Below are 24,084 nucleotides of genomic sequence, written 5' to 3' on the forward strand. Positions count from 1 at the left end.
CTTCTTGCAATAGTATTTATTATAAAATTAAACCGAAGAATTAATTCCGCTATCCTTAAATTAGGTTTGAAAATTTAACATGATATTTATTAAGCACTAATCTTCTATTATGTTTAATCTGGAATTTCTGGAAGATGAATGAACGAAAATGTAAGACAATAACAAATCGTTAATCACTTTTTAAAACAGCCAACCAGAATATAATACCTAATTTCCCGAGCATCTTTGGTTTTAAAATACTATTTAGTTATCCAATATTAAATTTAAAGCCAGCTTTTTTTCGATTTTTTTTAATCTTTAGTTGCAGCTCTTTCTTTTGTCTGTATTTTTTTACAGATTGTTAAATATTTTATTGTGTTATATATATAGGTAAAATAGTATTAAATATAGATAATATTGTCTCACAAAGGCAGTAGTGTGTTTTTTACATTTACAAAAGAATGCTATTTCTTAACCTAATAATTAAACAAACTATGAAAAAACTTTTACTGCTAGTTGTCGTTTTTCTATCCAGCTATTCTGCAATTGCACAGAAAACGCTTTTTACTCCCACAGAATGGAGTGATCCCAACAATGAATTTTACAATAAAGTATCCAGCACCAGAAAATATGAGTCTACGAATTTCGTACTTTACTGGGGAGATAAAGTGGGCACAAATCCTGCAGCATATGCTGATGCTACCTTAAGATTCACTCCAAAATCGGTGGCAGATACGCTTGAGACTAGCTTTAAGCGCTACATTACCGATTTGCATTTTATAAATAATGCCCCAACAACAAATTTTGGAAAATACAAGATCATTATTATGATGATGAATACCTGGAACTCTACAGATCCGAGATTAGAGGCCTTTGCTCAGGCTAGTTCATTTAGTAACACTATAGGTGCTATGTTTGTACATCCGGAAGCCACAAGAGATGGTGGCGCATTATCGCATGAATTTGCCCATACGCTGCAGATGATGATGGGTATTCAGGAAAATCCGGGTGCAGGAAAAGCATTTTCCGGATACGATTGGGCAGGTCCTTTTTTTGAGGGACATGCGAACTTTATGCGCGCCCAAGCCTACCCTCAATGGGCAGAAATTGACGGAACTCTTACCCGCTGGATTCAGACGAAGCATTTTATGTGGTCGTCTACCAGACATCACTACACGAATTTTCATTTAATGTATTATGTGCAGGAAAAAGAAGGTTTTGATTTCACTAGAAGAATGTGGGCGGAATCTATGAATGAAGAGCATCCGCTTGAAACCATTAAGCGATTAAAAGGTTTTACGCAAGACCAACTTGATGATTATCTTTGGGGATATGCGCAAAGACAACCTGCATTTGATTATCCTATCCAATGGAACTCTCAAATCAATGCGACGAGTAATTTTGGAAAAACCATCAGAACGGTGTATAACAGCATAAAAACAAATATGCCTCGCTATACCAGCAGAGAATACACACTTTTAACTAAAGTTACAGGAACAACAGATCAATATTATACAAATAACGATTGGGCTCCACAAGATTACGGAATGAACGTAATTCCTTTATATCCAACCTGTACGGGAACCCAAAAGAAAGTTACCATTAAATTTAAAGGACATACTGAGGTTAATACAACTCAAGCAGGATGGAGATATGGTTTTGTTACGACAAAGACCGATGGTACTATTTCGCGTTACAGTCCAATGTATAAAGTGGATGGCGAAGCTTCCTTTACGCTTAATACCGCTACAGAAGCCAATATTTATCTTGTAGTTTTTGCTGCGCCAAAAGTCCATGTAAATTACAATATGGATGTTGGTTACCCAAAACAAAGAAGATATCCTTATGAACTGAAAATTGCAAATGCTACTCCTGAAGGATATCAGCCTGCAGCAAATTTCAGAAGTTATCTTAAAACAAACGGACATCTGCACACTAACGGAGGCGGATGGGTTTCTAATAATGCGACTGTTGCATCTACAGTATATGTAGGTCCTTATGCAATTGTAAGAGCCGGAAATGTTTCAGGAAATGCCCGAATAGAAGATTATGCTATGGTAGATGGCGGAACTATAAATGGCAGTGCGATTGTTAGAGGAAATGCATGTGTGTACAACGCAACGATATCAAACACTGCAATTGTTGAAGGTAATGCGTGGATGGAAGGCGGATCTGTAAAAAACACAGCAAATATAAAAGGAAACGCAATGCTGTTTGCAGGAGATTTTGGAAGCTCAGTTGTAGTGGGTGGTGATGCAGAAATTGGAAGCTGTTCTACACCGGGTGTTTATTTGCAGTTTCCATATTGGAGAAACGGAAGAGATAATTGCGATGGCAAAGGCGCAGCTGATACTTCTAATATCGACATCAATGCAGCATTTACCAACTTTACAGCTGCACAGATGGCTTTTAGCTCCACACCTAACTGCACAGCATCTGCACTTAGTTCCAATAAGTCAGTCCTAGAGTCAGAAGTTGATTTGAGCATCTATCCTAATCCAGCAACTGGAAATATAAATATAACTTTTTTGCAGACTGAACAGCAAAAAGTTACAATTTCAGTATTTGATACCAGCGGGCGCAGTTTAAATGTTATTAAGAGCCAAATTTATGATACTGGCAGAATTGAAATTCCTTACAATTGCAGTAATCTAGCTCCTGGGGTTTATTTACTGCAGATTCAGAGAGGAAATGAAGTAGTCAGTAAAACATTTATTAAGCAGTAATGATTCATTAGCAATTACTTGGCACTATTGTAAAAAGGGGTAAGATTGAAAATTGCAGGGTCTGGCTTTTTAATTAAAGTTGGACCCTTCTTCTTGATTATTTGCTCCGATTCAGAAATTAACGCTTAGAAATGAGGCTGAGCCGAAAAAGCGAATTTCAGCAGGTGCAAGATAATATTTTTTAAATGGAGGATTACTTTTTTATTAATTCATTACAGTTTCGGACGTAAACTTGTTAGAGCCTCATTTTGCTGTTTTTTCATTTTAATAAATAATAATCTATCACAATTTTCCTGTAAATATTAGAAGAGTGAAATATCTTTAAAAACCGCCTTAACTTTTTGTAGAAAAAAACGGAAGTGACTCCTTTTTGTATCTATAAAAAACGTTTTTTTTATTTTATAAAGCATTGATAAGACAGTTTTATTTTCCCTCTCGCATTGGTACGATGTCATTTTCGTGAACCGAATAGCTGTCATTTTCAAGAGATAATTTTTGAAATGCAGCTAAATCTGCTGGTGTTTGGTAAGCATTTGATACATTTTTCTAAAAAAAGCTTCCCTACCCAATCCAGATTGAAAATCATTGTCATTTTTAACATACCGTCCCAATTATTATTATAGCCGTGAACAGATAGTCTTGGTATGTGAATTACAGTTCCTGGTGCGGCCTTTATTTCACCTTTAGCTGTCAGGGGTGTCAAGATTCCTTCATTACTTATAAATATTTCATCCAGTTCTTTATGATAATGCAGCTTTGGCCCTCTGACATTGGCCAGCATTTCTATTTGATAAAATCCGTATTTATTGTTAGTTAAAGCGGCATGAACAATTGCTTTTAATTTATTTCCGTGGCTTTCATATTGTTCATTTTTAAACAATGGAACGATGAGAGTATCATCGTTCCATTGTTTGAGAATATCTCCTTCATAATTAATTTTGTGGAATTTCTTCAACCAGAATTTCATTTCCTGATTTGTCAAAGTAAATGCAGGACATTTTGTCCATACAAATTTCCCATTTTTCAATTCCTGTTTCGGCACACATTTTTATGAAAGCCAGATAGTCTGTTCTGCCTTGCTGATGAGCAAGTAATTCTGCTTTAAATTTTTCTGTTTTTGGCTTCTCAGCAATTTCTAATGCTTCATACTTTGCCGGAACGGTTGCGGTATAATGGCTTCCGCTGTGATAGTCAATATGGCCATCGCTTACATAAGCTTCATAGTGGGTAACTCCCAATAACTTAATTTCCTTAATATAAGAAGGGAAATCTGCACCTGATTTTACTTTGCTGTGGGCTTCTTTGATTTGTTCTGCTGTAAACATTTTTTCTTGTTTTTTAATTATTAAACGATTTACTGAATCACACGCAGCCATAATGCTTAAACTGGAGAATACGACTGCCGGTTTTAGAATTGATTTTATCATTGTCTTTACATTAGATTGCAATGCAAAGATGCAGTGATGAAAACCCGTTTAATTGTAAAAAATCGTTTTTCTACAAGAAGCGTTTAAAATTTTCAGGAGTTTCTCCCGTAAATTGTCTGAAGTCTTTTACAAAGTGGGCCTGGTCGAAGAAATTGTTTTCATAACAGATTTCTGTCAGCGTTTTGTTTTGATTCAGGCTGTCAAGAACAGCATTAAAGCGGACAATTGAAGCAAATTTTTTAGCCGTGGTGCCAACGGCTTTTCTAAAACGCTTTTCAAATGGACTTTGGCTGATAAATAACTTTTCATTAAGTTCCTTTATACGGATAGTTCCTTTGCTTTGATAAATGAGTTTCACGGCTTGAACAATTAATTTGTCTGTTTGAACGTTTTTGAGCTGAGAGACTAAATACTGCTCAACTATTTTTATTCGAAGTTTGTCCGTATCGGCTGCCACTAATTTCTCTTCTACTTCAGTTATGCTGTTTTTATCAAAAATATAGCCAAGTGAAAGGCTTAAATTAAAGAGTTCGTTGGCAGGATGCAAAGCAAAATGAGTAAAGCCGATTTCAGTGAAGAAAACTAATATTGTTCCTATATCTGCCGAATTTTTAAAGATTTTACAGCAGTCAGTAATTCCTGTTATTCCTGCCGCTGCCAGTTTGCTTTCACTATTGTCTTTTATGCTGGCAAGTTCTCCTTTGTATTGAAATCCGATAACAAGTCCCGAGGATGGGAAAACTTTATACTCATTTTCAAATTCATTCTCCGACACTGCAAAATATTTGATGTAGGGCCTTAATTGTTCAGTAGGAAAATGTTTTTCAAATTTCATCGATTTTAATATGTTTTCTTAACCCCTTAAAATTCTCTAAAACTTAATTTATACAATCCAATGCATTATGTCAAGGCGGTTATTTTAGGTTAATTTTGAGCAATACCCAGAATTATTTTTAAGCTAATTTAAGAATTTTTACCCTATCTAGTAACCTTTCAAGATAAATACGAATAACTCTTCGCAAGATGTCATTGAAATACTCTTTAAATCTTAGCGGTGATTATATGAAAAAGTCTTTTAATATGGAATAACTGACTCTTCAGATACAAAAACAATAAGTCGAAAACCATGCATTCACACGAAGAAAACTGCTTCATAGTACTTTCGTTCATATTGCCATATGCACTAATATTGATAAAGTTTGGTTTAGTCATGTTGTTTATAGTCAATGCAATAGCTGATGAAGGCTTGAGATTTGCTTTATCCAAAATTATATTTAGTGAAGGCAGATTAAGATTTTATTCAAAATCTTTTTTAAAATTACTGAAGGATAAATGAAAGAGCTGCTTGTCTGATACTAAAATTAAGAAAAGATTTTTTTTAATATATAATTAATTAAAAAGAATAATAATTGTATATTGTACACTTATTTTTAATTCTAAAATGTAATATAGCTGATTTTCCCAATAAAGTGAATCTGGTTATTGCATTAGACTATCTGCCCTGCTAAATGAGAAAACTACAATATTTTTGGTTTGCAATATTTACACTTCTAACCACTACTGCAATAGCGCAAAACACTGCAGCAGAGAAAAAAATAAAAATTGATTTTGGATGGAAGTTTAAACTTGGAGATTATCCCCATGCCTCAGAAGAGAATTTTGACGACAGTGCGTGGCGTGAATTAGATTTACCGCATGACTGGAGCGTAGAAGGTAATTTTGATTCCAAACATGCTATGGGAAATGATGGAGGTTATCTTCCCGCGGGAATTGGCTGGTACAGAAAAGTATTGCAAATCACATCATCACAAATGAAGGAGAAACTCAGTCTTTATTTTGAAGGAGTTTATATGAACGCTGAGGTATTTATTAACGGAACTTCGTTAGGATTACGTCCTTATGGTTTTTCTTCTTTCTTTCATGATATAAGCCCGTATGTAAAAGAAGGCAAAAATGTAGTAGCTGTAAGGGTTGATAATTCGCAGCAAAAAAATTGCCGATGGTATACTGGTTCAGGGATTTATCGTCATGTTTGGCTTATCACTGAAAATCCTATCCATGCAGCCCAGTGGGGCACGGTTATTACAACACCGGAAGTCGACTCCAAAAAGGCCTTGGTTAATGTACAGGTAAATGTTCAAAATGAAACGAATTCACCTCAACAGATAAAATTAGAGATTAATATTTTAGACAAGAAGAATAAAAATACTGCTGCATCCTCAATTATAGTAGAGGTTCAGGCAAATGGCAATAAGGATGTTGCTCAGAATATTTTCCTAAAAGCGCCGTATTTATGGGCAGTTGAAAGTCCAGATTTATATCGTGCAGTCATAAAAATATATCAGAAAAACAATGTAATAGATCAATCTCAAATTTCATTCGGAATTAGAAAAATAGAGTACAATGCTCAGAAAGGTTTTGTTTTAAACGGAGTGCAGCTAAAACTAAATGGAGGCTGTGTCCATCATGATAACGGACCTTTAGGTGCAGCCGCTTATGATCAGGCAGAAATTAAAAAAGCGGTACTCTTGAAAAAAGCAGGTTTCAATGCCGTAAGAACAAGCCATAATGCCCCTTCTGAAGCTTTTCTGCAGGCGTGTGATTCTATAGGTTTGATGGTGATTGATGAAAGTTTTGATGGATGGCGTGAGGAAAAAAACACTTATGATTATTCCATCTATTTTGATAAATGGTGGAAAAAAGATATTGAAGCGCTTGTACTGAGAGACCGAAATCATCCTTGTATAATTATGTGGAGTATAGGTAATGAAATAATCGAAAGAAAAACACTTGAAGCTGTGCAGACGGCTCATAAACTGGCAAATCATGTACGAAAACTAGATCCTGGCAGACCGGTCACATCGGCTATGACAACATGGGATAATGACTGGGAAGTTTTTGATCCTCTCTTTGCAATGCATGATATAGGCGGATACAATTATCAGATGCATCGGGCAGCATCAGATCATGAAAGAGTGCCCTCACGCATCATTTTACAGACAGAGTCTTATCCAAGAGATGCTTTCAATAACTGGAAAGCCGTAAATGATAACCCCTATATAATTGGTGATTTTGTCTGGACAGCTATGGATTATCTTGGTGAATCGGGTATTGGCAGGTATTATTATAAAGGAGATGTAAAAGGTGAACATTATGAGCGTGATTTATTCCCTTGGCATGGCGCTTACTGTGGCGATATAGATCTAATCGGAATGCGAAAACCAATATCTTATTACAGAGAGATGCTTTATAGCAGTAAAAAAATGCTATATCTGGCAGTTAAAGAACCTAATAATTATTATGGTGAAATTCAGGAAACACTATGGTCTGTATGGCCAACCTGGGAAAGCTGGAAATGGCCGGGATATGAAGGTAAGATGATTGATGTTGAAATTTATTCTACTTATCCTTCGGTGCGGCTTTATCATGATGGTAAATTGGTGGGAGAAAAAGCAACGACGAGAAAAGAGGAATTTAAAGCTGTATTTCAGATTCCATACAATGCAGGTGAATTAAAGGCAGCAGCAATAGTGAATGGCAGCGAAGTTCAATCTCAAATTCTTAAAACCGCAGGTAAAACGGCTTTAATTACATTAACACCAGATAGAACAGTTCTAAAAGCTGACGGACACGACCTAGCATATGTCAATATAGAGCTTACTGACTTAGAGGGAGTCCGTGAACCAAATGCGGAAAATTTATTAAGCTTTGAAATTGAAGGAGCAGGCACTATTGTAGGTTTGGCAAATGCAAACCTTAAAGATACAGAGCCGTATGTTTCCAATAAACGAAAAGCGTGGAAGGGTCAGGCATTGGTTATTATAAAGAGTAAGAAAGAAAAAGGAAGTATTATTTTAAAAGTCAAATCGCCAGATTTAAAAGATTCTTCTCTAAACCTTAGAGTTGAGTAATTTAATAGTTTCGAACCTAAGCTTGGCAGACCTTCATTTTGCTAAGGGTCTACTTTTCAAAAACACCATGTGCCGCGATTCTGCCGCAAAATTTAAATTGCTAAACACTTATAAAAAACTGCTCTAATTTTTTTTCCCAAAAAATAGCGGTTCTGCTTTTTTAAACAAGAAAATAAATGACGCTTTTCTGGTTTCTATTTCTTTTTGGGATATAGTTTATATAACCGTATTCATTTAAATCCTTTATGCACCTGTGATACGTGACAGGACCGGCTGTATTATTTTAGGTTTAATGTTGTTTTTCAGGAGCTTTTTCCCGCTATCCGCTCTAATCTTCTGTGCCGAACCCCGGCGCAGAAGGATTTCCGCTGCTATCGGGGCTAAAAAGTTAAATAGACAATTTTTAATCGTAAAATTTGCCATTAAAAACTAATTGAAACAAATTAGGGGGTTGCAGATTCAGTTTCTGCTCTATGATTGGTGGTCGAACCCTGCTAAGTTATCAAATGAGAAATCAATAATTTATAATGTTTTTATTGTAAATGCTTGATTTTGTGTGGTTTGTTCTTTGTTCTAGATTTGTTTAAAAGAGAAAAATAAAAGCAAAAATGATCCAAGTTACCGTATTTAACGGCGTAATAAAAAAATGGCGCCAATTGTCTTCAATAGGCGCCATTTGGATGTAGTGACCTCTAATGGACAGATTACAAACCATTTCATGGAGGATTTAAAGAGATTGGCATACTGGAAGTAGAAGCTGTCTTTATATGGCTTCAACTTTTTGGTTTAGATGTCCTGTTGGGGATTGATGAAAAAATATCTAGTTTTTTTGCAATGAGCTATAAATGTTCTATTCATGTTCTTAACCCTTTATCAATGTGGTTTTTTAATTGTTACAATACTTGCCTGAAAATGTACAGTTAAGTATTGTAATGAAAATAATTCCAGTAGAAATTTTAGCCATTTTATTTAATCTTTTACTATAAAGATTATATAAATTACATTCATTTATCGTTAAATATAATCGAATTTCGTTTTTTCAAACAAACTATACACTTTATGACGCAAAGAAACGGGGGTGACTTCAATAAAATAAGTCAGCAGTTCTTTTGTTGTTGGGTAATTAGAAGTTTTTGATTTCAATATTCCGTTAGAATTGTTCCAATCCCGGATAAAACTTTTTAAAGCAAGATTTACCTTTTCTTCCCCAATATAATTTTGAAGAGTGTACATAACTAAAATTCCTTTTGCATTGAATATATAATCTTGTTTTTCAACTAATTCTAAAGGAACTTCTTGTTTGTCGTATCTTTTCTTTGCCTGCAGATAGACTTCTTGTTCTTTTTGCAAAAGCTGCTCTATTTTTTCTTTGGAATATTTCTTTTTCATCACCATTAGAGCGGAATATTGGGCCAGTGTTTCCAAAATCATATTTTTTCCTTGAACATTTGCCGCCTGCAGCTGCATTCCCCACCATTGGTGTGCTAATTCATGGGCTGTTCTGTAGAGAATAATATCGACATCTGATTGGTCATCAATATTGAGCATAAACTCATTGGATTCAGAAAATGGTATTGTTGCGGGGAAAGACTCTGCTTGCTGGGCGTAATTAGGAGTTTCTATTATACGCATATCGCTGTGCTGATAGGGGCCATAATTTGTAGAAAAATAATCAAAAGATAATTTGACAGCCTGGGTCATTTTCTCCACGTTATATTGATGTCCTTTTTGATAATAGATTTCTAAATCTACCGGAGCTGTCAAACGATCATTTTTAGCAGACCATCTGCTCTTGGAAACTTCATAATCTGCCGATATTATCGCATACTGATTTACTATTGGTTTATCGGTTTTATAATGAAAATAGGAGCGATTACCTGATGTCCAGTTCTTTTGTAAAGTGCCGCAAGAAATGGCTTTTTGACTTTTGTCTGTCCCGATAGTAACTTCAAAATTGATTAAATCAGCATTACCTTCAGTACTTGAATATGTTAATTGCGTTTTATCATTTCTTTTGGCCATTCCTTTTGCAGGCAGTAGTTCAAATTTTGTCCTAATTCTAGTATCATCAAGCTCATATTCTTTCCTGTAGCCCAGAGTTGGTAACGCTTTATTTGTCAAGTACGTACCATTTTGAAGGACAATGTTATTAGAATCATTTTCTTTGAAACCTTTAGTTGTATACCTCTGTTTAAATTTCATTTTAAGAGCTTCACCTGCCTGTAATGCTTTTTTTAATGTATAGATGTAAAAGCCGTATTGGTTATATTGTTTATCTGCAAAAGCTTCTTGCTCAAAACTTACTTCTTCTAAATTTATTTCTGATCCCATCGGTTTCTGTAAATAGATTTTATAAATAGGTTCTTTTAAGGTATTGGTAAGTAGGTAATAACCTTGAACGGTATAATCTCTGGTTTCTGGATACAGATCAACTTGCAGCTTGACATCTGTAATTTTAGGCTGCGGCAGATATTCAAACCTTTTGAGCGTTTTTTCATAATCTGCCTTAAATTTTATTCCTTCAGCCGTGTTTTGATATTGGTTGAGGATATTGGTATTATAGAAAATATAACTTCCTAACAAAGTAAATGCCGTCAATACTGACAATACAAATTGGAGCATGGGTTTTGTTAATCGATGCATACCCAGCTCGATGCGTTTTTTTAAGCTGGTCTCAGTGCCCCTGACAGAGAGAATCGAGGCGAGGATTAAGAGTAGAATGGCAAATGCAATCCAATATGTCTTCATCCACAAATATGGTGCTAGAGAGTGACCATAACCATTCATGTCAGAATAGGAATCCAAACCGCTCCCGCCAAATTTGTAAAGATCGTGCTCGAAGCCAAAGAATTCTGAAACAGTATTTAGGATGACAAAAATCATTACTAAAATAAAGCCTGTGAATTTATTATTTGTCAGCGCCTGAAAGAAAAAAGATATGAAGGTGTACAAAACCAGAAAAGGAAAAAACTCAATAAAAAAGCCATAGAAATAAACATCCAGTTCATAGTGATACCAGCCGTTTGCCGTTTGAAAGGTAATCCCAAATATAATCAGTGAGAGTATCAATACGATATAAATCAGTAAAAGGGCCAGGAATTTGCCCAGCAGGCTTATAATACCAGATATGGATGTTGCGTCATAGATTAAATCCAGCTTAATTTCTCTTTCTTTCCAGATGAGCTCGCCGGAATAGAAGATCAGTATTATTACAAAAAAATATAGCGATAATTCTTTTAATTCTTTTATAACAAGATAGGTTGTAGGATAACTGGCAGCATCATATGCAATATTCAGATTAATAGAGTTTATTAAAATGATAATTAATGCACAGATGATAATAGCCCAAAATGATGCCTGTTTACAAATGGATATAAAATAAAACCATGTAAGCTGTAATAGCTGAATACATTGTGATTTAAAATTATACTGTATTAATACTAATGGGATTTTGAGATTCTCGTTAGCGGCAGTATTTAAGTCATGGATAGTATTTATTTTTTTCTCTTTAGGTTTTTTGTTTTTTGCTGTACTAAAATTAAACTTGAAGTACCCTGCTATTAAAATAAGCATCCCTAGAAAAACCCAGAATAATTTATTGTATAGAAGCACACCGCTAAAAGGAACAAGCATTGAATTGCGTTCTGCCGCTGTAAACAAGGCATTCATATCAGTGAGCGTTGTCAGGGAAAAAGGATCTAAAAGGGCTTGCAGGAAATCGTTTTTTATAGATTTTGTCAATAGAAAGGGAACAAAAATAAGTACTCCCTGTGTATAGACTACTATTAAGTTTCTGCTTAAAGCGCCACTAACAAAAAACAATGCCGATCCAAAAAACAGCATGGGCAGCACTACAGTTATAAAAGGCTGCAGATAAGCTAAAAAGTTGAAAGGCATCAAATTTTCTGGATAACGCCAAGGCATAAATTCGCCCAGGGTAAATCCTAATAAAAGCCCTGAAAATACAAACAATAATACTGCTAAAGATCCTAGAAAGCGGCCTAATAAATAATCCCGCTTTTGGATTGGATTAACAAACAATAGAGATTCTATATTGTATTGATAGTCCCGCAATACTGAAACACCCATAATCAAAGAAGTGACCATCATTAAAATTGCGGTAACAGCAGCCATTGCTTTAGCTATTACTATAGGCGCATTTGTTTTTACGGAACCCATATCAATGCCTTGAAAGACAAAGTCCACACCCGCAAGGGAAAAGAAGAATATAAAAATAAAAAAGATATAGCTGTCGGGGCGTTTTATTCTGTATTGGATTTCGAATTTAAATATGTCGTACCACATTGGTTAATCGTTAATTTTAATAGATTAGAATAGAAAATTTTACTTGATTAAGTATTCAGGAGAATTAAAGTTTCTCTTTAGAACTGGCAAGAATCTGCGAAAAATACACATCTTCTAAACCAGCATTTACTGAGATAAAACCATTTTCCGGATTGTTTTCACTTATGACATGAATTATAGGTTTTCCAAGAAATAATTTTTCTGCGATTACTTTATACTCTTTCTTATACTCTTGCAATTCATTTTTATGAATTGTCTTTTGATATATTTTGCCTTCTGTCTGGTTTATTAATTCCAGAGGATTTCCTTTAAGAAGCACTTCTCCTTTATTAATGATGGCCATGTCGGTGCACAATTCCTTTACATCATCCACGATATGTGTGGATAGTATTACCACTGTGTTTTCACTAAGCTCGCTTAAGATGTTATAAAACCGGTTTCTTTCAACAGGATCGAGTCCGGCAGTGGGCTCATCAACAATAAGCAGTTTTGGGTTATTGAGTAATGCCTGCGCGATGCCAAAACGCTGTTTCATTCCGCCTGAAAATCCGCTGAGGTTTTGGTTTTTTACTTCATATAAATTAGTCTTATGTAAAAGGGCATTCACTATTTCGCGGCGTTCTTTTTGCTTAGTAATTCCTTTTAACACCGCTAAGTGGTGCAGGAGAACTTCAGCGGAAATTTTAGGGTACAAACCAAATTGCTGGGGCAGGTATCCCAATACTTTTCTCAGTTCATGTTTCTGCGTAAGGGCATCTATATCTCCGAGTTTCACGCTGCCGGAGTCTGCCTCTTGTAATGTGGCGATTGTTCTCATTAAAGTTGATTTTCCCGCGCCATTGGGGCCTAAAAGGCCAAACATGCCTACTGGAATATCCAACGTTATGTTTTGCAGTGCTTTTACACCATTAGAATAGGTTTTGGAGAGATTGGAAATACTAAGACTGTTCATTTGTTTGAATTTAAATTTTAAACAAACATATTTTCTTAGCTGATATCAATAAAGTAAATGTGATGAACCAGTGTGTTTTGTGATACAAATATACAGGGTGCTCATAAAGTGTTTTCATCACTTATTTCTGGCCGTTGAAAGGGCTGTATGGATTGTTTGTCAACTTATTTTATCAATAATTTTTATTAATTTACATTTGTGATTATGATTTTAGCAACTAACAATAACAAGAGGAATATCATCGGGGCAATTGCTTTAGTTTTAGCAGCAGTCCCAATAGTGGTAATATTTTTTATAGTAATTACCTCGAATAAGAATTCTGTAGTACTTTTCGAAAACTATAGTCCAAAAGTCAGCATTCCGATTATCAGTTTTTATTTCCTGCTCTATCTGGCATTATTTTGCTTTGGTATTTATTGGCTGGTAAAACAAATTTTGTTTATTATTAAATTAAAAAACGAAAACGGGAAAATGGAACTCCTGCATCTGCAGAATCAGGTAAATCCCCATTTCTTTTTTAATATGCTCAATAATTTGTACGGCTGGGTGGCAAAGGATCAAAAAAAAGCACAGGAATTAATTTTGAAACTTTCCGATATGATGCGTTATAGTATTTATGAAGGCCAAAAGAATTTTGTTACAATAGGAGAGGAAGTTGCCTATTTAAAAAACTACATCGACTTGCATACTTTACGTTATCACAAAAAGATAAACGTAAATTTTGAAACTACTGTGGAGGATGATCAGCTTAAAATAATTCCTTTACTTTATATAATGCTTTTGGAGAATGCATTTAAACATGGTGTCGAAAATTTAAGAGAAAATGCATTTGTTACTATTAAACTTAGTTCAAATAATAATACTATATCTTTTAAAGTAGAGAATAATTATGATACGGATTTAGTAAATCAGTCATCTGGTATCGGTATTAAGAATTTGAAAAGAAGATTAGAATTGGCTTATCCAAAAAAGCATGAGTTTTTAGTTTCAAAAAATAATACCACATACAAAGCACTTTTAATTTTAAAATTATAATGATCAGGTATTTAATTATAGATGATGAACATATAGCGCATACTATTATTGAGGAGTATTGTAATATGCTTCCCAATATGCAGTTAAAAAAGAATTGTTATGATGCCTTAGAGGCTCTGGATTATTTAAGAGATCATACTGTAGATTTAATTTTCTTAGATCTAAATATGCCCAAATTAAAAGGTTTTGATTTTTTAAAAACACTGGCATCTGCACCCAAAATTATTGTTACGACAGCTTACCAGGAGTACGCAATTGAAGGTTATGAACTAAATATTATTGACTACCTCTTAAAACCATTTGGTTTTGAACGTTTTTTAAAAGCGATAAACAAAATTTCCAGTTTGACTTCTAAAGTAAATATTAATCCTGTAGAAGATGAACATTCAAGAAGCATTTTTTTACGTGCAGATAAAAAACATATACAGATTTTTATTGGTATGATCTTATATGTCGAAGCATCAGGAAACTACGTTAAAGTCATTTCCAAAAATGACAATGCAATACTTGTTAGAGAAAAACTCTCTGATTTGATGGAACTGCTGCCTAAAAATGATTTTATGCAGGTACATAAATCCTTTGCTGTTGCCATTAAACATATTAAAAGCGTGGAAGGAAACAGGATCAAAATCAATGATTTTACAATTCCTATTGGGAAACTGTATAAGATCAATGTAAATGGGTTATTAAATTCAAAATTATAAAAGCATCATAATGTTTTCTTTATAAGTTTGTCCAATAGGTACTTTGTATTTATCAATTAATATCCTGTTGCCTTCTATCTGTTTAATTTTATCTTTTGCAACAATAAAAGATTTATGGCTTCTTGGAATAAGCCAATTTCTGACCTCAATGGAACAACAGACAATAGTAAAAGTTATTTTTGCAACCCAAAAAATAGCAGTTCTACTTTTAAACAAGAAAATAAATGACGCTTTTCTGGTTTCTGTTTTTTTTGGGGATATAGTTTATATAACCGTATTGATTTAAATCCTTTATGCACCTGTGATACGTGACAGGACCTGTTATTTCGCTGTTTTCATAGGATAAAGATACGCTATAGTCCTGCGAAAGACAAGGGCAGAAATAATCGGGTATTAAGTTAATCGGGTGTTAAGAGCTGCCGCTGGAAATTAATTTGGAGCGGTCGGCATTGTCAATTGTATTTAATATTTTTTTTAGGTTTAATTTTATTTTTTAGGAGCTTTTTCCCGCTATCCGTTTCAATCTTCTGCTCCGAACACCGGCGCAGAAGGATTTCCACTGCCATCGGGGCTAAAGGTGCAGGGAAGCATGGTCTGTTTTTGGAGAACTGGATATTTGAAATCGAAAGATAAAATTATTATGCTGATACTGCTGATAAATGGTTATGGGAGGCAGTCAGACCTGGATCCTTGAGGCTATTTAGTGCGATGGTTCTATTTTCATTTCACCGAGGTAGCGGCATCGGCTTTATTGGAGAATAGCAGGCCGCTGTCAAGAAATTGCACTGACCATCATATTTTTGCTGCTGGAACTAAAAAATTAACTAATTTAAGAGCAGATTATTTCAGTAGCTATCATCAGCTGAAATGAACGGCAATTGTAGATTTAATTGGGAAAAGCGGTTAGTTATGGATCTGAACGAGGGGATTGAAAGATTTTTGCGGGCACAGGGGAATGTGTACCATCAGGCACTGGATGAAATAACGAAAGGAAAGAAGCAGAGCCATTGGATGTGGTTTGTATTTCCCCAGATCAGAGGCCTGGGATTCACCGAGTACAATGTGTATTTTGGATTAAAGGACCTTAATGAAGCCTCTCTTTACCTTAATCATCCCATACTGGGTAAACGCCTGATCGAAATTTCAGAAGCGGTTCTGAGCCATGATGGCTTGACGGCACTGGAAATCTTTGGAAAGCCTGACCAGCGGAAGCTCAGATCCTGCATGACGCTCTTCAGCAGGATTTCGAACGCAGATCCTGTTTTCCTGAAAGTATTGGAAAAACATTATCACGGCCAGATGGATGATAAAACCCTAGCAGTCTTAGAGTCGCAAAGTCAGCAGCGGTAAATTTAATGCGTGTGCTGAAGTCTGAGCTGAATACAGCCTGGTAAGGCCGTATCTTACAGATCAACGTATATTATTTTTACGTTCTCCCGATGCTCATCAATCAGCCTGCCTATTTCATCCCTAAGCTCCAGGTACTTAAGGGCGGATTGCTCATTTTCTTTTTTCCTTTCGACTTCAAGCCTTTCGCTTCTCTGTGCGGGATTTTCCTGAACCTTTTCGGTATGTCTGGAATCTGTCTGCTGACCGTCTGTGCCCGTACTTTCCAGCGCATCTTTTTGCTGCCCAGCGGCCTTTGCATTGCGGAAGCACAAGAGAATATAGTCTTTAAGCAGAGCCGTACACCTGTGGACATGCTCGCCAAATCCTGCATCTTCATCCAATAATTCATGCGGATAGGTGTAATTGATGATTTCCATTCTGGAGTGCAGGTCAATTTTAAAGTAATCTATAAATTCTGCGTTTGTCACTCCGTTAAACTTATCCATTTCCATAACATTGTTTTTTAGATTTGAAAACCGATCAGGTTTCCCTGATAGGGAAAAGCGAAATTCTCAATTTTAACCGACTGGTCCAGCCATGCGGATTCGTCCTGGCGTTTGAGCATAATGGGCATCCTGAGCTTATGGTTATGGATGTACTGCATCAGATCATTGGCTTTTGTAGTTACCATGGTATAGGTATTTTTAATCTGATCTGTCAGAGGATCTGTCCACGAAGAATACAGCCCCGCAAAAGTGAAGATTTCATCATCCTGCGAGTTGATCTGGTATTTTTCCTTGCTTTTTCCCTTCTGGTCATTCCAGTGCCATTCGTAGTATGCTGAAGCAATTATAAGGCATCGGTTATGGGTTATATTCTTGAATGATGCTTTCTCGTCAATGGTTTCAATGCGGGCATTGAGCGTGTTTTTCCTGAACTCGATGTCTTTTGCCCAGGAAGGCAGAAGCCCCCAAGTATAATCCGTTGTGATGAGATGCGGAGAGGAATTCAGTATAATAGGGATGTTGGGATGGGAGAACCCATTTATGAAATCAGACTGCAGAAAGGTCTCCTCGTTGTCGAGTTCGGCATTAAAGCGTCTTTTTAGATTTTCTATCGAAGCATTCTGCTGGGTGTAATAACACATAAATTTTCCGTTTTAAAGGCTGTTTTAATAATGTCTTATCCTCTTACAAATATGCCCTTCGCAGGGCTTTAGTCTTTTTAATTGCGCTTAAGTTTGACAAAGCGATCTTATGGAATCTTACCCAATAGACATCAAGCGCATTGAAAGGCTCATAAAAGAAAATGAGCAGCGAAAGCAAAAGCTTAGAAAAAGAAACAGCAGAAAACTTATATACGGCATGCTTGTTTTCCTCTTTCTGTTTTTGCTTCTCTATCAAAATTAATTCATTATTAGGACATTGCAAACTAAATAGTCAAAATTTCATTCTGTGGCGCGGCAGATTAATTTCATGATCCTGCGGATAAGGCTGGCGGTGGGTGCTGCTGACATCCTGTTTGATATTGTGCTGCGTGGTATACCTTTTTTCCGAGTCAGAATATCTTGGGTCAGGAATGAAAGGCATTTTCGCCATCCTTGAAATGGTGATCGTCGGGAAATGATAATCAATTTCCACGGTCCCCAAAAGCAGATAGCAGCCTCCTCCCTGAAATGGATTCTGGACCAGACTATCTGGAAAATGCGTCGTATCAAAATACGCTCCCTCATTATCGATCCACGTCCCGAAATACATATTTCCCCTTTTTGTCGGCACCTGTTTGGTTGAGATCAGGTAAGCCAGCATGCGGACCTGCTTTTTATGATATTTTAATAAATCCCTGACCATCACGTCCCCTCGGTGTCTGGTCTGAAGCAGATCAAAAACGGTGCAGGAAACCGGAAAATTCAGCAGCTCGATTTCATCAAAAGCATCCTCAAATACCGAGCGCTCCAGAACAGGCAGCTTGAACTCTTTTGCTGGCTGCTCAATGAGCATTAGCCCGCGGTTTTCAGGCTTGAAGTTATTCATTAAAAGGCTTACCTGTACCAGAAGCTGGTTTTTGGTTTTTCCCGTAAAGCGGAATGCGCCTATGAAAATGAGCACCTTTACATTCTCGATGCCCATGGGCACCCTGTTTATGAAATCTTCGAGTGATTTATAAATGCCGTTTCTACCGCGCTCAAAAGCAATGAACTGCGAGAGTTTGGAATCCAGACCCTGCAGGTGCATAAAGCCCAGATAGATATCACTTCCATAAAGAGCGGTTTCGTACTGGCTTTTGTTCACGCAAGGGGTATGGATAACAGCGCCGGCCATTCTGGCTTCGTGCACGTAGATTTCAGTGCGGTAAAACCCTCCCTGATTATTGATCACGGCAACCATAAATTCGACATGGTAGTGCACTTTCAGATAAAGGCTCTGATAGCTCTCAACGGCGTATGATGCGGAGTGCGCCTTGCAGAAAGAGTAGCCCGCAAAAGATTCGATCTGGCGGTAGATTTCCTGGCTCAGCTGTTCGGGATGACCCTTTGCGGCGGCTGAAATAAAGAAATCGTCCTTTACTTTCTGAAGCGCGGCTTTTGAGCGTCCTTTCCCTGACATGGCACGCCTTAGGATATCTCCGTCTGCAGCCGAGAGCCCGCCGTAATGCAGGGCAATTTTGATAACGTCTTCCTGATACACCATAATGCCGTAGGTTTCCCCGAGCTGCTGCTCGAAAACCGGATGAAAATATTCAAATCTTGACGGGTTGTTATGTCGGAAGATATACTCTTTCATCATCCCTGACTGTGCCACTCCAGGACGTATAATGGAAGAGGCAGCCACAAGTGTTTTATAGTTATCGCATTTCAGACGTCGCAAAAGCCCCCGCATAGCAGGGCTCTCGATATAAAAGCATCCGATCGTCCTGCCCTCGGCAAGATAGACGTTTGCGGAGGGTTCGTTTTTTGATATTCTCGTGTCGCGGATATTAATGCGGATGCCTCTGTTCTGCTCAATTATTTTTACGGTATCATCAATATGTCCGATGCCTCTCTGGCTGAGGATGTCAAACTTGTCAAAGCCGATATCTTCAGCCGTATGCATGTCAAACAGCACAATCGGAAATCCTTTTGGAGGCATTTCTAGCGGCGTGTAATTGGTAAGCGGTTCTTCCGAGATCAGGATTCCGCAGGAATGCATGCTTCTCATATTGGGATATTTTTCGAGCATCATACCGTATTCCTGCACCAGCTTGACAATGGAATTGGTCTGGTGGAGTTTCATGGGATTCTTGGCCAGCATATCGAGCTCGTCTTTCGGAAGTCCGAATACCTTGCCGACTTCGCGGAAAATTGAGCGGTATTTGAATTCCACATTAGTGCCGCAAAACGCCACATTCTCATAGCCGTAGCGGTCGAAGATATATTTCAGGATTACATCACGCTCCTTCCATGACCAGTCGATATCGAAATCGGGAGGGCTCTTGCGGTTTTCGTTCAGGAACCGCTCGAAATACAGGTCAAGCTCCAAAGGGCAGATGTCTGTTATTCCCAGACAGTAGGCAATAATGCTGTTGGCTCCCGAGCCCCTTCCGATATGAAGGAAACCGCGGCTGCTGCTGTAGCGTATGATATCCCAGGTAATGAGAAAATACCCGCTGAATTCCAAATCATTGATCACTTTGAGCTCTTTCTCCACACGTGCTTTTGCCTCTGCATTATGTTTTCCGTAACGCCATACCAGACCTTCTTCGGCAAGGGTAGTCAGAAGTGCAATATCTCCCGCTTTATTTTTAGTGTAATGCTTTTTGTTTTTCGGACTTTCAAAATCATAATGAAAATTGCAGTTTTCAATGATGCGCAGTGTATTCTGGATGATCTGGGGATAATCTTTATATAAATCTATAAGTTCCGTTTCGGGAATCATCATATCGGATTTCTTGCAGCAGTCCTCAGGGCTGAGTTTGGACAGAAGCTGATTGAGGTCAACAGCGCGCAGGATCCGGTGCAGGTTGTATTCCCTTTTGGTGCGGAATACCACAGGCTGAAGGATCACCATTCTGGAGATCCTCTTTTTAAGCTCAGGCATAAAAAGCCTGCCGAGCTGGTCGGGCTGTATGCCTATAAATTCATTCTCGCCAAGCTGTTCAGGAGCATTTTCCAACGTATAGATAAAGTAAACCGAGTCAAAATCCGGAGCCTTTTCCGGCAGGGTATTTCCGCTGAAATTATGGTCGGTCAGAAAGCGGTTCATCCGGGCAAGCCCTGCAGCATTTTTGGCAAGCCCTATATAGCGGAATATGTGCCTGCAGCGGAATTCTATTCCAACTAATGGTTTTATGCCCGAGACCTCGCAGCCTTTTATAAAATCATAAATCCCAGTAACGGTATTGATGTCGGTTAAGGCTGCTGCCGAGACACCGCAATCCGCTGCCTGTCTGATCAGATCATCCAGCGGAATGGTGCCGTAGCGCAGGGAATGAAAAGAGTGGCAGTTGAGAAACATGATCTATTTTTTGCGTTTTAAAATTTCGTCTTTAGTATTGGGTTTGAAAGAGGCGCCGGCGCATCTCATCACGGCATCAAAGCCGTAACGGGTCTTCATTCTGTCCATGGCCTGATAGAGCGCCAGCATTTCTTCGGTGTCATTGAATAGGTCAATCTGGTAGGTTCCCCTGACCAGACCGCTGAAGCGCACGCCGATGAGGCGCAGGCGCATACGGCGCTGGTAGAGCTTGGTAAAGAGATCAGTGACGGTCTGGGTCAGAAGATGATCTGCTGAGGTGTACGGCACCCTGCACTGTTTGGTTTCGGTATCAAAATTGGCGTACCTTATTTTAACGGTCACCGTTGAGGTGAGCCACTGCTCGGCGCGCAGCTGATAGGCGAGTTTCTCCACCATGCCCTGCAGGATTCTGTTTAGTTTCAATACATCAATAGTGTCCTGTGAAAAGGTATGTTCGGTTGAGATTGACTTTCTTTCCGTGTAGGGTTCAACAGGCGTGTTGTCAATTCCATTGGCTTTTTTCCAGAGCTCGGTTCCGTTTTTGCCGATCATCTGCTGCAGGGATTCGGCTGGCATTTCAGAGAGTGTCTGAATGGTACGGATGCCGATTCGCGAAAGCAGCTCAAAGGTTTTCTGTCCGACCATCGGGATTTTTCTAATGGAGAGCGGATTCAAAAAAGACTGCACCAGGTGCTCGGGAATTTCAAGGTTCTGCTTCTGCTTGCCCTCGCCGGTTCCGATTTTCGAAACGGTTTTGTTGACCGAAAGCGCAAAGGTGAGGGGAAGCCCCGTTTCTTTTGTGATTCGCTGGGCGAGCTCGTCTGTCCATCTGTAGCTGCCGTAGAATCTATCCATGCCGGTAATGTCCAGATAAAATTCATCAATGCTGGCTTTTTCCACTACGGGCGCTTTTTCCAGAATGATCTCGGTAATGTCGTGGGAAAGCCTGGAATAGAGTTCCATGTCTCCTTTCATAATTTTTGCCTGCGGGCAGAGCTTCATAGCCATATGGATCGGCATGGCGGAACGCACGCCGAATTTTCGGGCTTCATAAGAGCACGAAGCCACAACGCCTCTGTCCCCTCCGCCGATGATAAGAGGTATGCCGTTAAGTTCAGAATTTGTCAGCCTTTCGCAGGAGACGAAAAACGTGTTCATGTCGATGTGTACAATAGCCCTGCTCATAATCTTAATCATTTTATACTTGTCAAAATTAGTACAGTCAATAACAATTTTTAAAAATAAAATGTTCTAAATAATAACAAAACATAAAAAGCCTTATTTTTCAGCAGGTTTGGAAACAGGAAAAAAGGGGGGTAAAAGGCTTTATTCAGAATTTTCAGCCGTCTGGATTTTTGATGGATGAGTTTTCCATGAATCCAATAAATTCTTCTTCTGGCTTCAAAAAAAATAGCCCTGCAGATGAAAGGCAGGGCTGTTCTGTTATAATAAAGCAGGTGAATTTTTCGTGTATCTTTTAGATGGCGGCTTCGGAAATTTCTTCATTGATGGCCGCGTCCGAATTGTTCTGAGAAGTGGTCTGCTCTGCAGCGTTTTCCTCCGATAGATTTCCTTCTGCAGCGGCCGTCTGCTGGGAGTTTTTTTTCATCAGGATATAAAAATCCCTCAGATGCCACCATGCTGGACAGCGGTCCACAGGCCCGTTGAAGTTTCTGATTCCAATGTAGCAGCTCTTTAAAAACTGATGGGTATCGGAGATGTATGCCCATTCGGTCCATTTGACTTCCCTGGGAGGGGGATTGTTTTCAAAATGGCGTTTGATGTCTTCGTAATTCATAGGGCAAAATTAGATAAAAACAGCACATAAGGCAAGGCAGTATGGGATGTTATGCCTTGATAAGACTGGATTTCTGCTTTCTTTTAGTCCATTGTTTTGAAGGCCAGCCCATTGTCCTTTCACGTTTTTTTTAGTCCTGCTTTTTTGAGCTCTTTGATGATTCGGCCAGCGCTGTTTTCCGCAGATTTTTTCCGTACAAGCCCCTTTTTTCGAGGAAGACTATTGAGTTTAATCCCATCACAAAGTTCGGGCACAGGAGGGCGGTTCGCTGCAAAAAATTCCCCCATAAATGCAGGACATCCGTCCTGCTTTATTGCGCTCGCTTTCCTCTGCCCGGTGCAGGTGCTGTTATTAATCTTAAATAGTAAAAGCCATGAAAGCAACAGAAAACAGCAGCTGGAAAACCGTATCGGAAATAGACCTGATCTATAGAACCAAAGTGAAGAGCTCGGACAGGCCCAAAATCACTTCTTCCAAATCCGCCTATGCGATCCTGATGGACTGCTGGGATCCCGACAAGATAGAATTCATCGAGCAGTTCAAAGTCCTGCTGCTCAACCAGTCCAATAGGGTGCTTGGCGTCTATCAGGCATCCTCTGGAGGCATCGCAGGCACCGTCGTGGATATCAGGCTGCTGTTTGCCTCTGCGCTTAAAGCTAGTGCAGTCGGGATCATTATCTCCCATAACCATCCCTCGGGTAAGACCGTTCCTTCAGAGGCAGACAAAGCCATCACCAGAAAGATCAAGACGGCAGGAGAGCTGTTGGACATCAAGCTCCTGGACCATCTGATCTTGACTGGGGAGAGGTACTACTCCTTTGTGGATGAAGGCGCCTTATAGGCGCCTTTTTTCCTTTTATAATTCTTTTTAGATATTGTTTCCGCCATACAGGCTTGAAATACTGTAAAATTAGCAGAAGATCCTGTAAGGCATAACTATTTATATTGCGGTAAATTTGCTTTATACTGGTAATGGCACTATAAAATCAGTCAGAAAAAACAGGGGACCGGCGGGGTTCGTCTGGAGGTTCTGTCCCAAATGATTTAGTTAATTACCTTATACTTTTCAGGCAACCGCCGGCCGCCTAAGGACTCCCTTTTTTAAGGGAGTTTTTTTTTTGATAAACTTAAAATCTAGTAAATCCTGAAAACAGGCATAAGCATCCTGATTTAGCAATTCGGAGGACTGCTTTCAAAATGGCGTTTGATGTCTTCGTAATTCATGGGGCAAAATTATGAATAAAAGACAGATATTTAAAGTATTCCATAGCTTAAAAAAGCCTCTGAAATGGAATGATCTCAGAGGCTTTTATTTTTTAGGAGCTATTCCCGCTATCCGTTCCAATCTTTTGTGCCGAACTCCGGCACAAAAGGATTTCCGCTGCACACGAGCGAAGCGAACTGGCGAAGCAATCGGGGCTAAAA

Annotated in this window: 17 protein-coding genes; 6 read left to right on the plus strand and 11 right to left on the minus strand. The window is 38.2% G+C overall.

Annotated elements, in window-relative coordinates:
• Nucleotides 1–473 precede the first annotated feature (473 nt).
• Complete coding sequence (locus tag OZP09_RS20960) at nucleotides 474–2,705, plus strand: DUF6055 domain-containing protein (RefSeq protein WP_281309944.1); 2,232 nt, start codon at nucleotides 474–476, stop codon at nucleotides 2,703–2,705.
• Nucleotides 2,706–3,186: 481 nt separating this feature from the next.
• Here OZP09_RS20960 and OZP09_RS20965 read toward each other — a convergent pair whose 3' ends face one another.
• From OZP09_RS20965 to OZP09_RS20975, 3 genes are all read right to left on the minus strand, one after another.
• A complete protein-coding gene (locus tag OZP09_RS20965; RefSeq protein ID WP_281309945.1) occupies nucleotides 3,187–3,672 on the minus strand; it encodes a cupin domain-containing protein in 486 nt (161 codons plus the stop codon).
• The gene (locus OZP09_RS20970) at nucleotides 3,638–4,132 is read right to left on the minus strand and encodes a DUF1398 domain-containing protein (RefSeq protein ID WP_269235567.1); all 495 of its coding nucleotides are present in this window, start codon (nucleotides 4,130–4,132) and stop codon (nucleotides 3,638–3,640) included. The genes OZP09_RS20965 and OZP09_RS20970 overlap by 35 nt, the downstream gene beginning before the upstream one ends.
• A 70-nt stretch (nucleotides 4,133–4,202) precedes the next feature.
• Nucleotides 4,203–4,967: a helix-turn-helix domain-containing protein gene (locus tag OZP09_RS20975; RefSeq protein WP_269235568.1), complete on the minus strand. Its 765-nt coding sequence runs from the start codon at nucleotides 4,965–4,967 to the stop codon at nucleotides 4,203–4,205.
• Between the two features lie 673 nt (nucleotides 4,968–5,640).
• Here OZP09_RS20975 and OZP09_RS20980 point away from each other — a divergent pair.
• Nucleotides 5,641–8,043: a glycoside hydrolase family 2 TIM barrel-domain containing protein gene (locus tag OZP09_RS20980; RefSeq protein WP_269235569.1), complete on the plus strand. Its 2,403-nt coding sequence runs from the start codon at nucleotides 5,641–5,643 to the stop codon at nucleotides 8,041–8,043.
• A 1,014-nt stretch (nucleotides 8,044–9,057) separates the two neighbouring features.
• On the opposite strand, the gene OZP09_RS20985 is transcribed toward OZP09_RS20980, so the two are convergent.
• Together OZP09_RS20985 and OZP09_RS20990 are read right to left on the minus strand one after the other, a co-directional pair.
• Entirely contained in the window at nucleotides 9,058–12,222 is a 3,165-nt protein-coding gene (locus OZP09_RS20985; RefSeq protein ID WP_269235570.1) for an ABC transporter permease/M1 family aminopeptidase, read from the minus strand.
• 190 nt (nucleotides 12,223–12,412) lie between these two features.
• On the minus strand, nucleotides 12,413–13,300 hold the full coding sequence (locus OZP09_RS20990; protein ID WP_269235571.1) for an ABC transporter ATP-binding protein: 888 nt from the start codon (nucleotides 13,298–13,300) through the stop codon (nucleotides 12,413–12,415).
• Between the two features lie 204 nt (nucleotides 13,301–13,504).
• Here OZP09_RS20990 and OZP09_RS20995 point away from each other — a divergent pair, with 204 nt between their 5' ends.
• Both OZP09_RS20995 and OZP09_RS21000 read left to right on the plus strand, forming a co-directional pair.
• On the plus strand, nucleotides 13,505–14,335 hold the full coding sequence (locus tag OZP09_RS20995; RefSeq protein WP_281309946.1) for a sensor histidine kinase: 831 nt from the start codon (nucleotides 13,505–13,507) through the stop codon (nucleotides 14,333–14,335).
• Nucleotides 14,335–15,039 (plus strand): LytR/AlgR family response regulator transcription factor, encoded by a 705-nt coding sequence (locus tag OZP09_RS21000; protein WP_269235572.1) that lies wholly within the window; start codon nucleotides 14,335–14,337, stop codon nucleotides 15,037–15,039. The genes OZP09_RS20995 and OZP09_RS21000 overlap by 1 nt, the downstream gene beginning before the upstream one ends.
• Here OZP09_RS21000 and OZP09_RS22710 read toward each other — a convergent pair.
• Complete coding sequence (locus tag OZP09_RS22710) at nucleotides 15,034–15,255, minus strand: LytTR family transcriptional regulator DNA-binding domain-containing protein (protein ID WP_432419443.1); 222 nt, start codon at nucleotides 15,253–15,255, stop codon at nucleotides 15,034–15,036. The genes OZP09_RS21000 and OZP09_RS22710 overlap by 6 nt on opposite strands.
• Before the next feature lie 693 nt (nucleotides 15,256–15,948).
• On the opposite strand from OZP09_RS22710, the gene OZP09_RS21005 reads away from it, so the two are divergent.
• On the plus strand, nucleotides 15,949–16,389 hold the full coding sequence (locus OZP09_RS21005; RefSeq protein WP_269235573.1) for a DUF1810 domain-containing protein: 441 nt from the start codon (nucleotides 15,949–15,951) through the stop codon (nucleotides 16,387–16,389).
• A 53-nt stretch (nucleotides 16,390–16,442) separates the two neighbouring features.
• Here OZP09_RS21005 and OZP09_RS21010 read toward each other — a convergent pair whose 3' ends face one another.
• The 5 genes from OZP09_RS21010 to OZP09_RS21030 form a co-directional block, all read right to left on the minus strand.
• Complete coding sequence (locus OZP09_RS21010) at nucleotides 16,443–16,880, minus strand: hypothetical protein (protein WP_269235574.1); 438 nt, start codon at nucleotides 16,878–16,880, stop codon at nucleotides 16,443–16,445.
• Between the two features lie 11 nt (nucleotides 16,881–16,891).
• Entirely contained in the window at nucleotides 16,892–17,515 is a 624-nt protein-coding gene (locus OZP09_RS21015; RefSeq protein WP_269235575.1) for an SOS response-associated peptidase, read from the minus strand.
• A 292-nt stretch (nucleotides 17,516–17,807) separates the two neighbouring features.
• On the minus strand, nucleotides 17,808–20,861 hold the full coding sequence (locus OZP09_RS21020; protein ID WP_269235576.1) for a DNA polymerase III subunit alpha: 3,054 nt from the start codon (nucleotides 20,859–20,861) through the stop codon (nucleotides 17,808–17,810).
• Nucleotides 20,862–20,864: 3 nt separating this feature from the next.
• Nucleotides 20,865–22,046 carry a DNA polymerase IV gene (dinB, locus tag OZP09_RS21025; RefSeq protein ID WP_269235577.1) on the minus strand — a complete coding sequence of 394 codons (1,182 nt, stop codon included), beginning with the start codon at nucleotides 22,044–22,046 and terminating at the stop codon, nucleotides 20,865–20,867.
• Between the two features lie 292 nt (nucleotides 22,047–22,338).
• Nucleotides 22,339–22,659 carry a DUF6965 family protein gene (locus OZP09_RS21030; protein WP_281309947.1) on the minus strand — a complete coding sequence of 107 codons (321 nt, stop codon included), beginning with the start codon at nucleotides 22,657–22,659 and terminating at the stop codon, nucleotides 22,339–22,341.
• A 373-nt stretch (nucleotides 22,660–23,032) separates the two neighbouring features.
• Here OZP09_RS21030 and OZP09_RS21035 point away from each other — a divergent pair, with 373 nt between their 5' ends.
• Nucleotides 23,033–23,500, plus strand: coding sequence for a JAB domain-containing protein (locus tag OZP09_RS21035; RefSeq protein WP_269235580.1), 468 nt, complete (start codon nucleotides 23,033–23,035; stop codon nucleotides 23,498–23,500).
• The last annotated feature ends 584 nt before the right edge of the window (nucleotides 23,501–24,084 follow it).

Source organism: Flavobacterium flavigenum (assembly GCF_027111255.2).
GTDB classification, from domain to species: domain Bacteria; phylum Bacteroidota; class Bacteroidia; order Flavobacteriales; family Flavobacteriaceae; genus Flavobacterium; species Flavobacterium flavigenum.

Coding starts and splice junctions, on each gene's coding strand:
- OZP09_RS20965 (WP_281309945.1), bottom strand. CDS start 3,672: ATGAAATTCTGGTTGAAGAAATTCCACAAAATTAATTATGAAGGAGAT.
- OZP09_RS21015 (WP_269235575.1), bottom strand. CDS start 17,515: ATGTGTTATTACACCCAGCAGAATGCTTCGATAGAAAATCTAAAAAGA.
- OZP09_RS21020 (WP_269235576.1), bottom strand. CDS start 20,861: ATGTTTCTCAACTGCCACTCTTTTCATTCCCTGCGCTACGGCACCATT.
- dinB (WP_269235577.1), bottom strand. CDS start 22,046: ATGAGCAGGGCTATTGTACACATCGACATGAACACGTTTTTCGTCTCC.
- OZP09_RS21010 (WP_269235574.1), bottom strand. CDS start 16,880: ATGGAAATGGATAAGTTTAACGGAGTGACAAACGCAGAATTTATAGAT.
- OZP09_RS20975 (WP_269235568.1), bottom strand. CDS start 4,967: ATGAAATTTGAAAAACATTTTCCTACTGAACAATTAAGGCCCTACATC.
- OZP09_RS20960 (WP_281309944.1), top strand. CDS start 474: ATGAAAAAACTTTTACTGCTAGTTGTCGTTTTTCTATCCAGCTATTCT.
- OZP09_RS20980 (WP_269235569.1), top strand. CDS start 5,641: ATGAGAAAACTACAATATTTTTGGTTTGCAATATTTACACTTCTAACC.
- OZP09_RS20990 (WP_269235571.1), bottom strand. CDS start 13,300: ATGAACAGTCTTAGTATTTCCAATCTCTCCAAAACCTATTCTAATGGT.
- OZP09_RS21000 (WP_269235572.1), top strand. CDS start 14,335: ATGATCAGGTATTTAATTATAGATGATGAACATATAGCGCATACTATT.
- OZP09_RS21030 (WP_281309947.1), bottom strand. CDS start 22,659: ATGAATTACGAAGACATCAAACGCCATTTTGAAAACAATCCCCCTCCC.
- OZP09_RS21035 (WP_269235580.1), top strand. CDS start 23,033: ATGAAAGCAACAGAAAACAGCAGCTGGAAAACCGTATCGGAAATAGAC.
- OZP09_RS20985 (WP_269235570.1), bottom strand. CDS start 12,222: ATGGGTTCCGTAAAAACAAATGCGCCTATAGTAATAGCTAAAGCAATG.
- OZP09_RS20995 (WP_281309946.1), top strand. CDS start 13,505: ATGATTTTAGCAACTAACAATAACAAGAGGAATATCATCGGGGCAATT.
- OZP09_RS21005 (WP_269235573.1), top strand. CDS start 15,949: ATGGATCTGAACGAGGGGATTGAAAGATTTTTGCGGGCACAGGGGAAT.
- OZP09_RS20970 (WP_269235567.1), bottom strand. CDS start 4,132: ATGATAAAATCAATTCTAAAACCGGCAGTCGTATTCTCCAGTTTAAGC.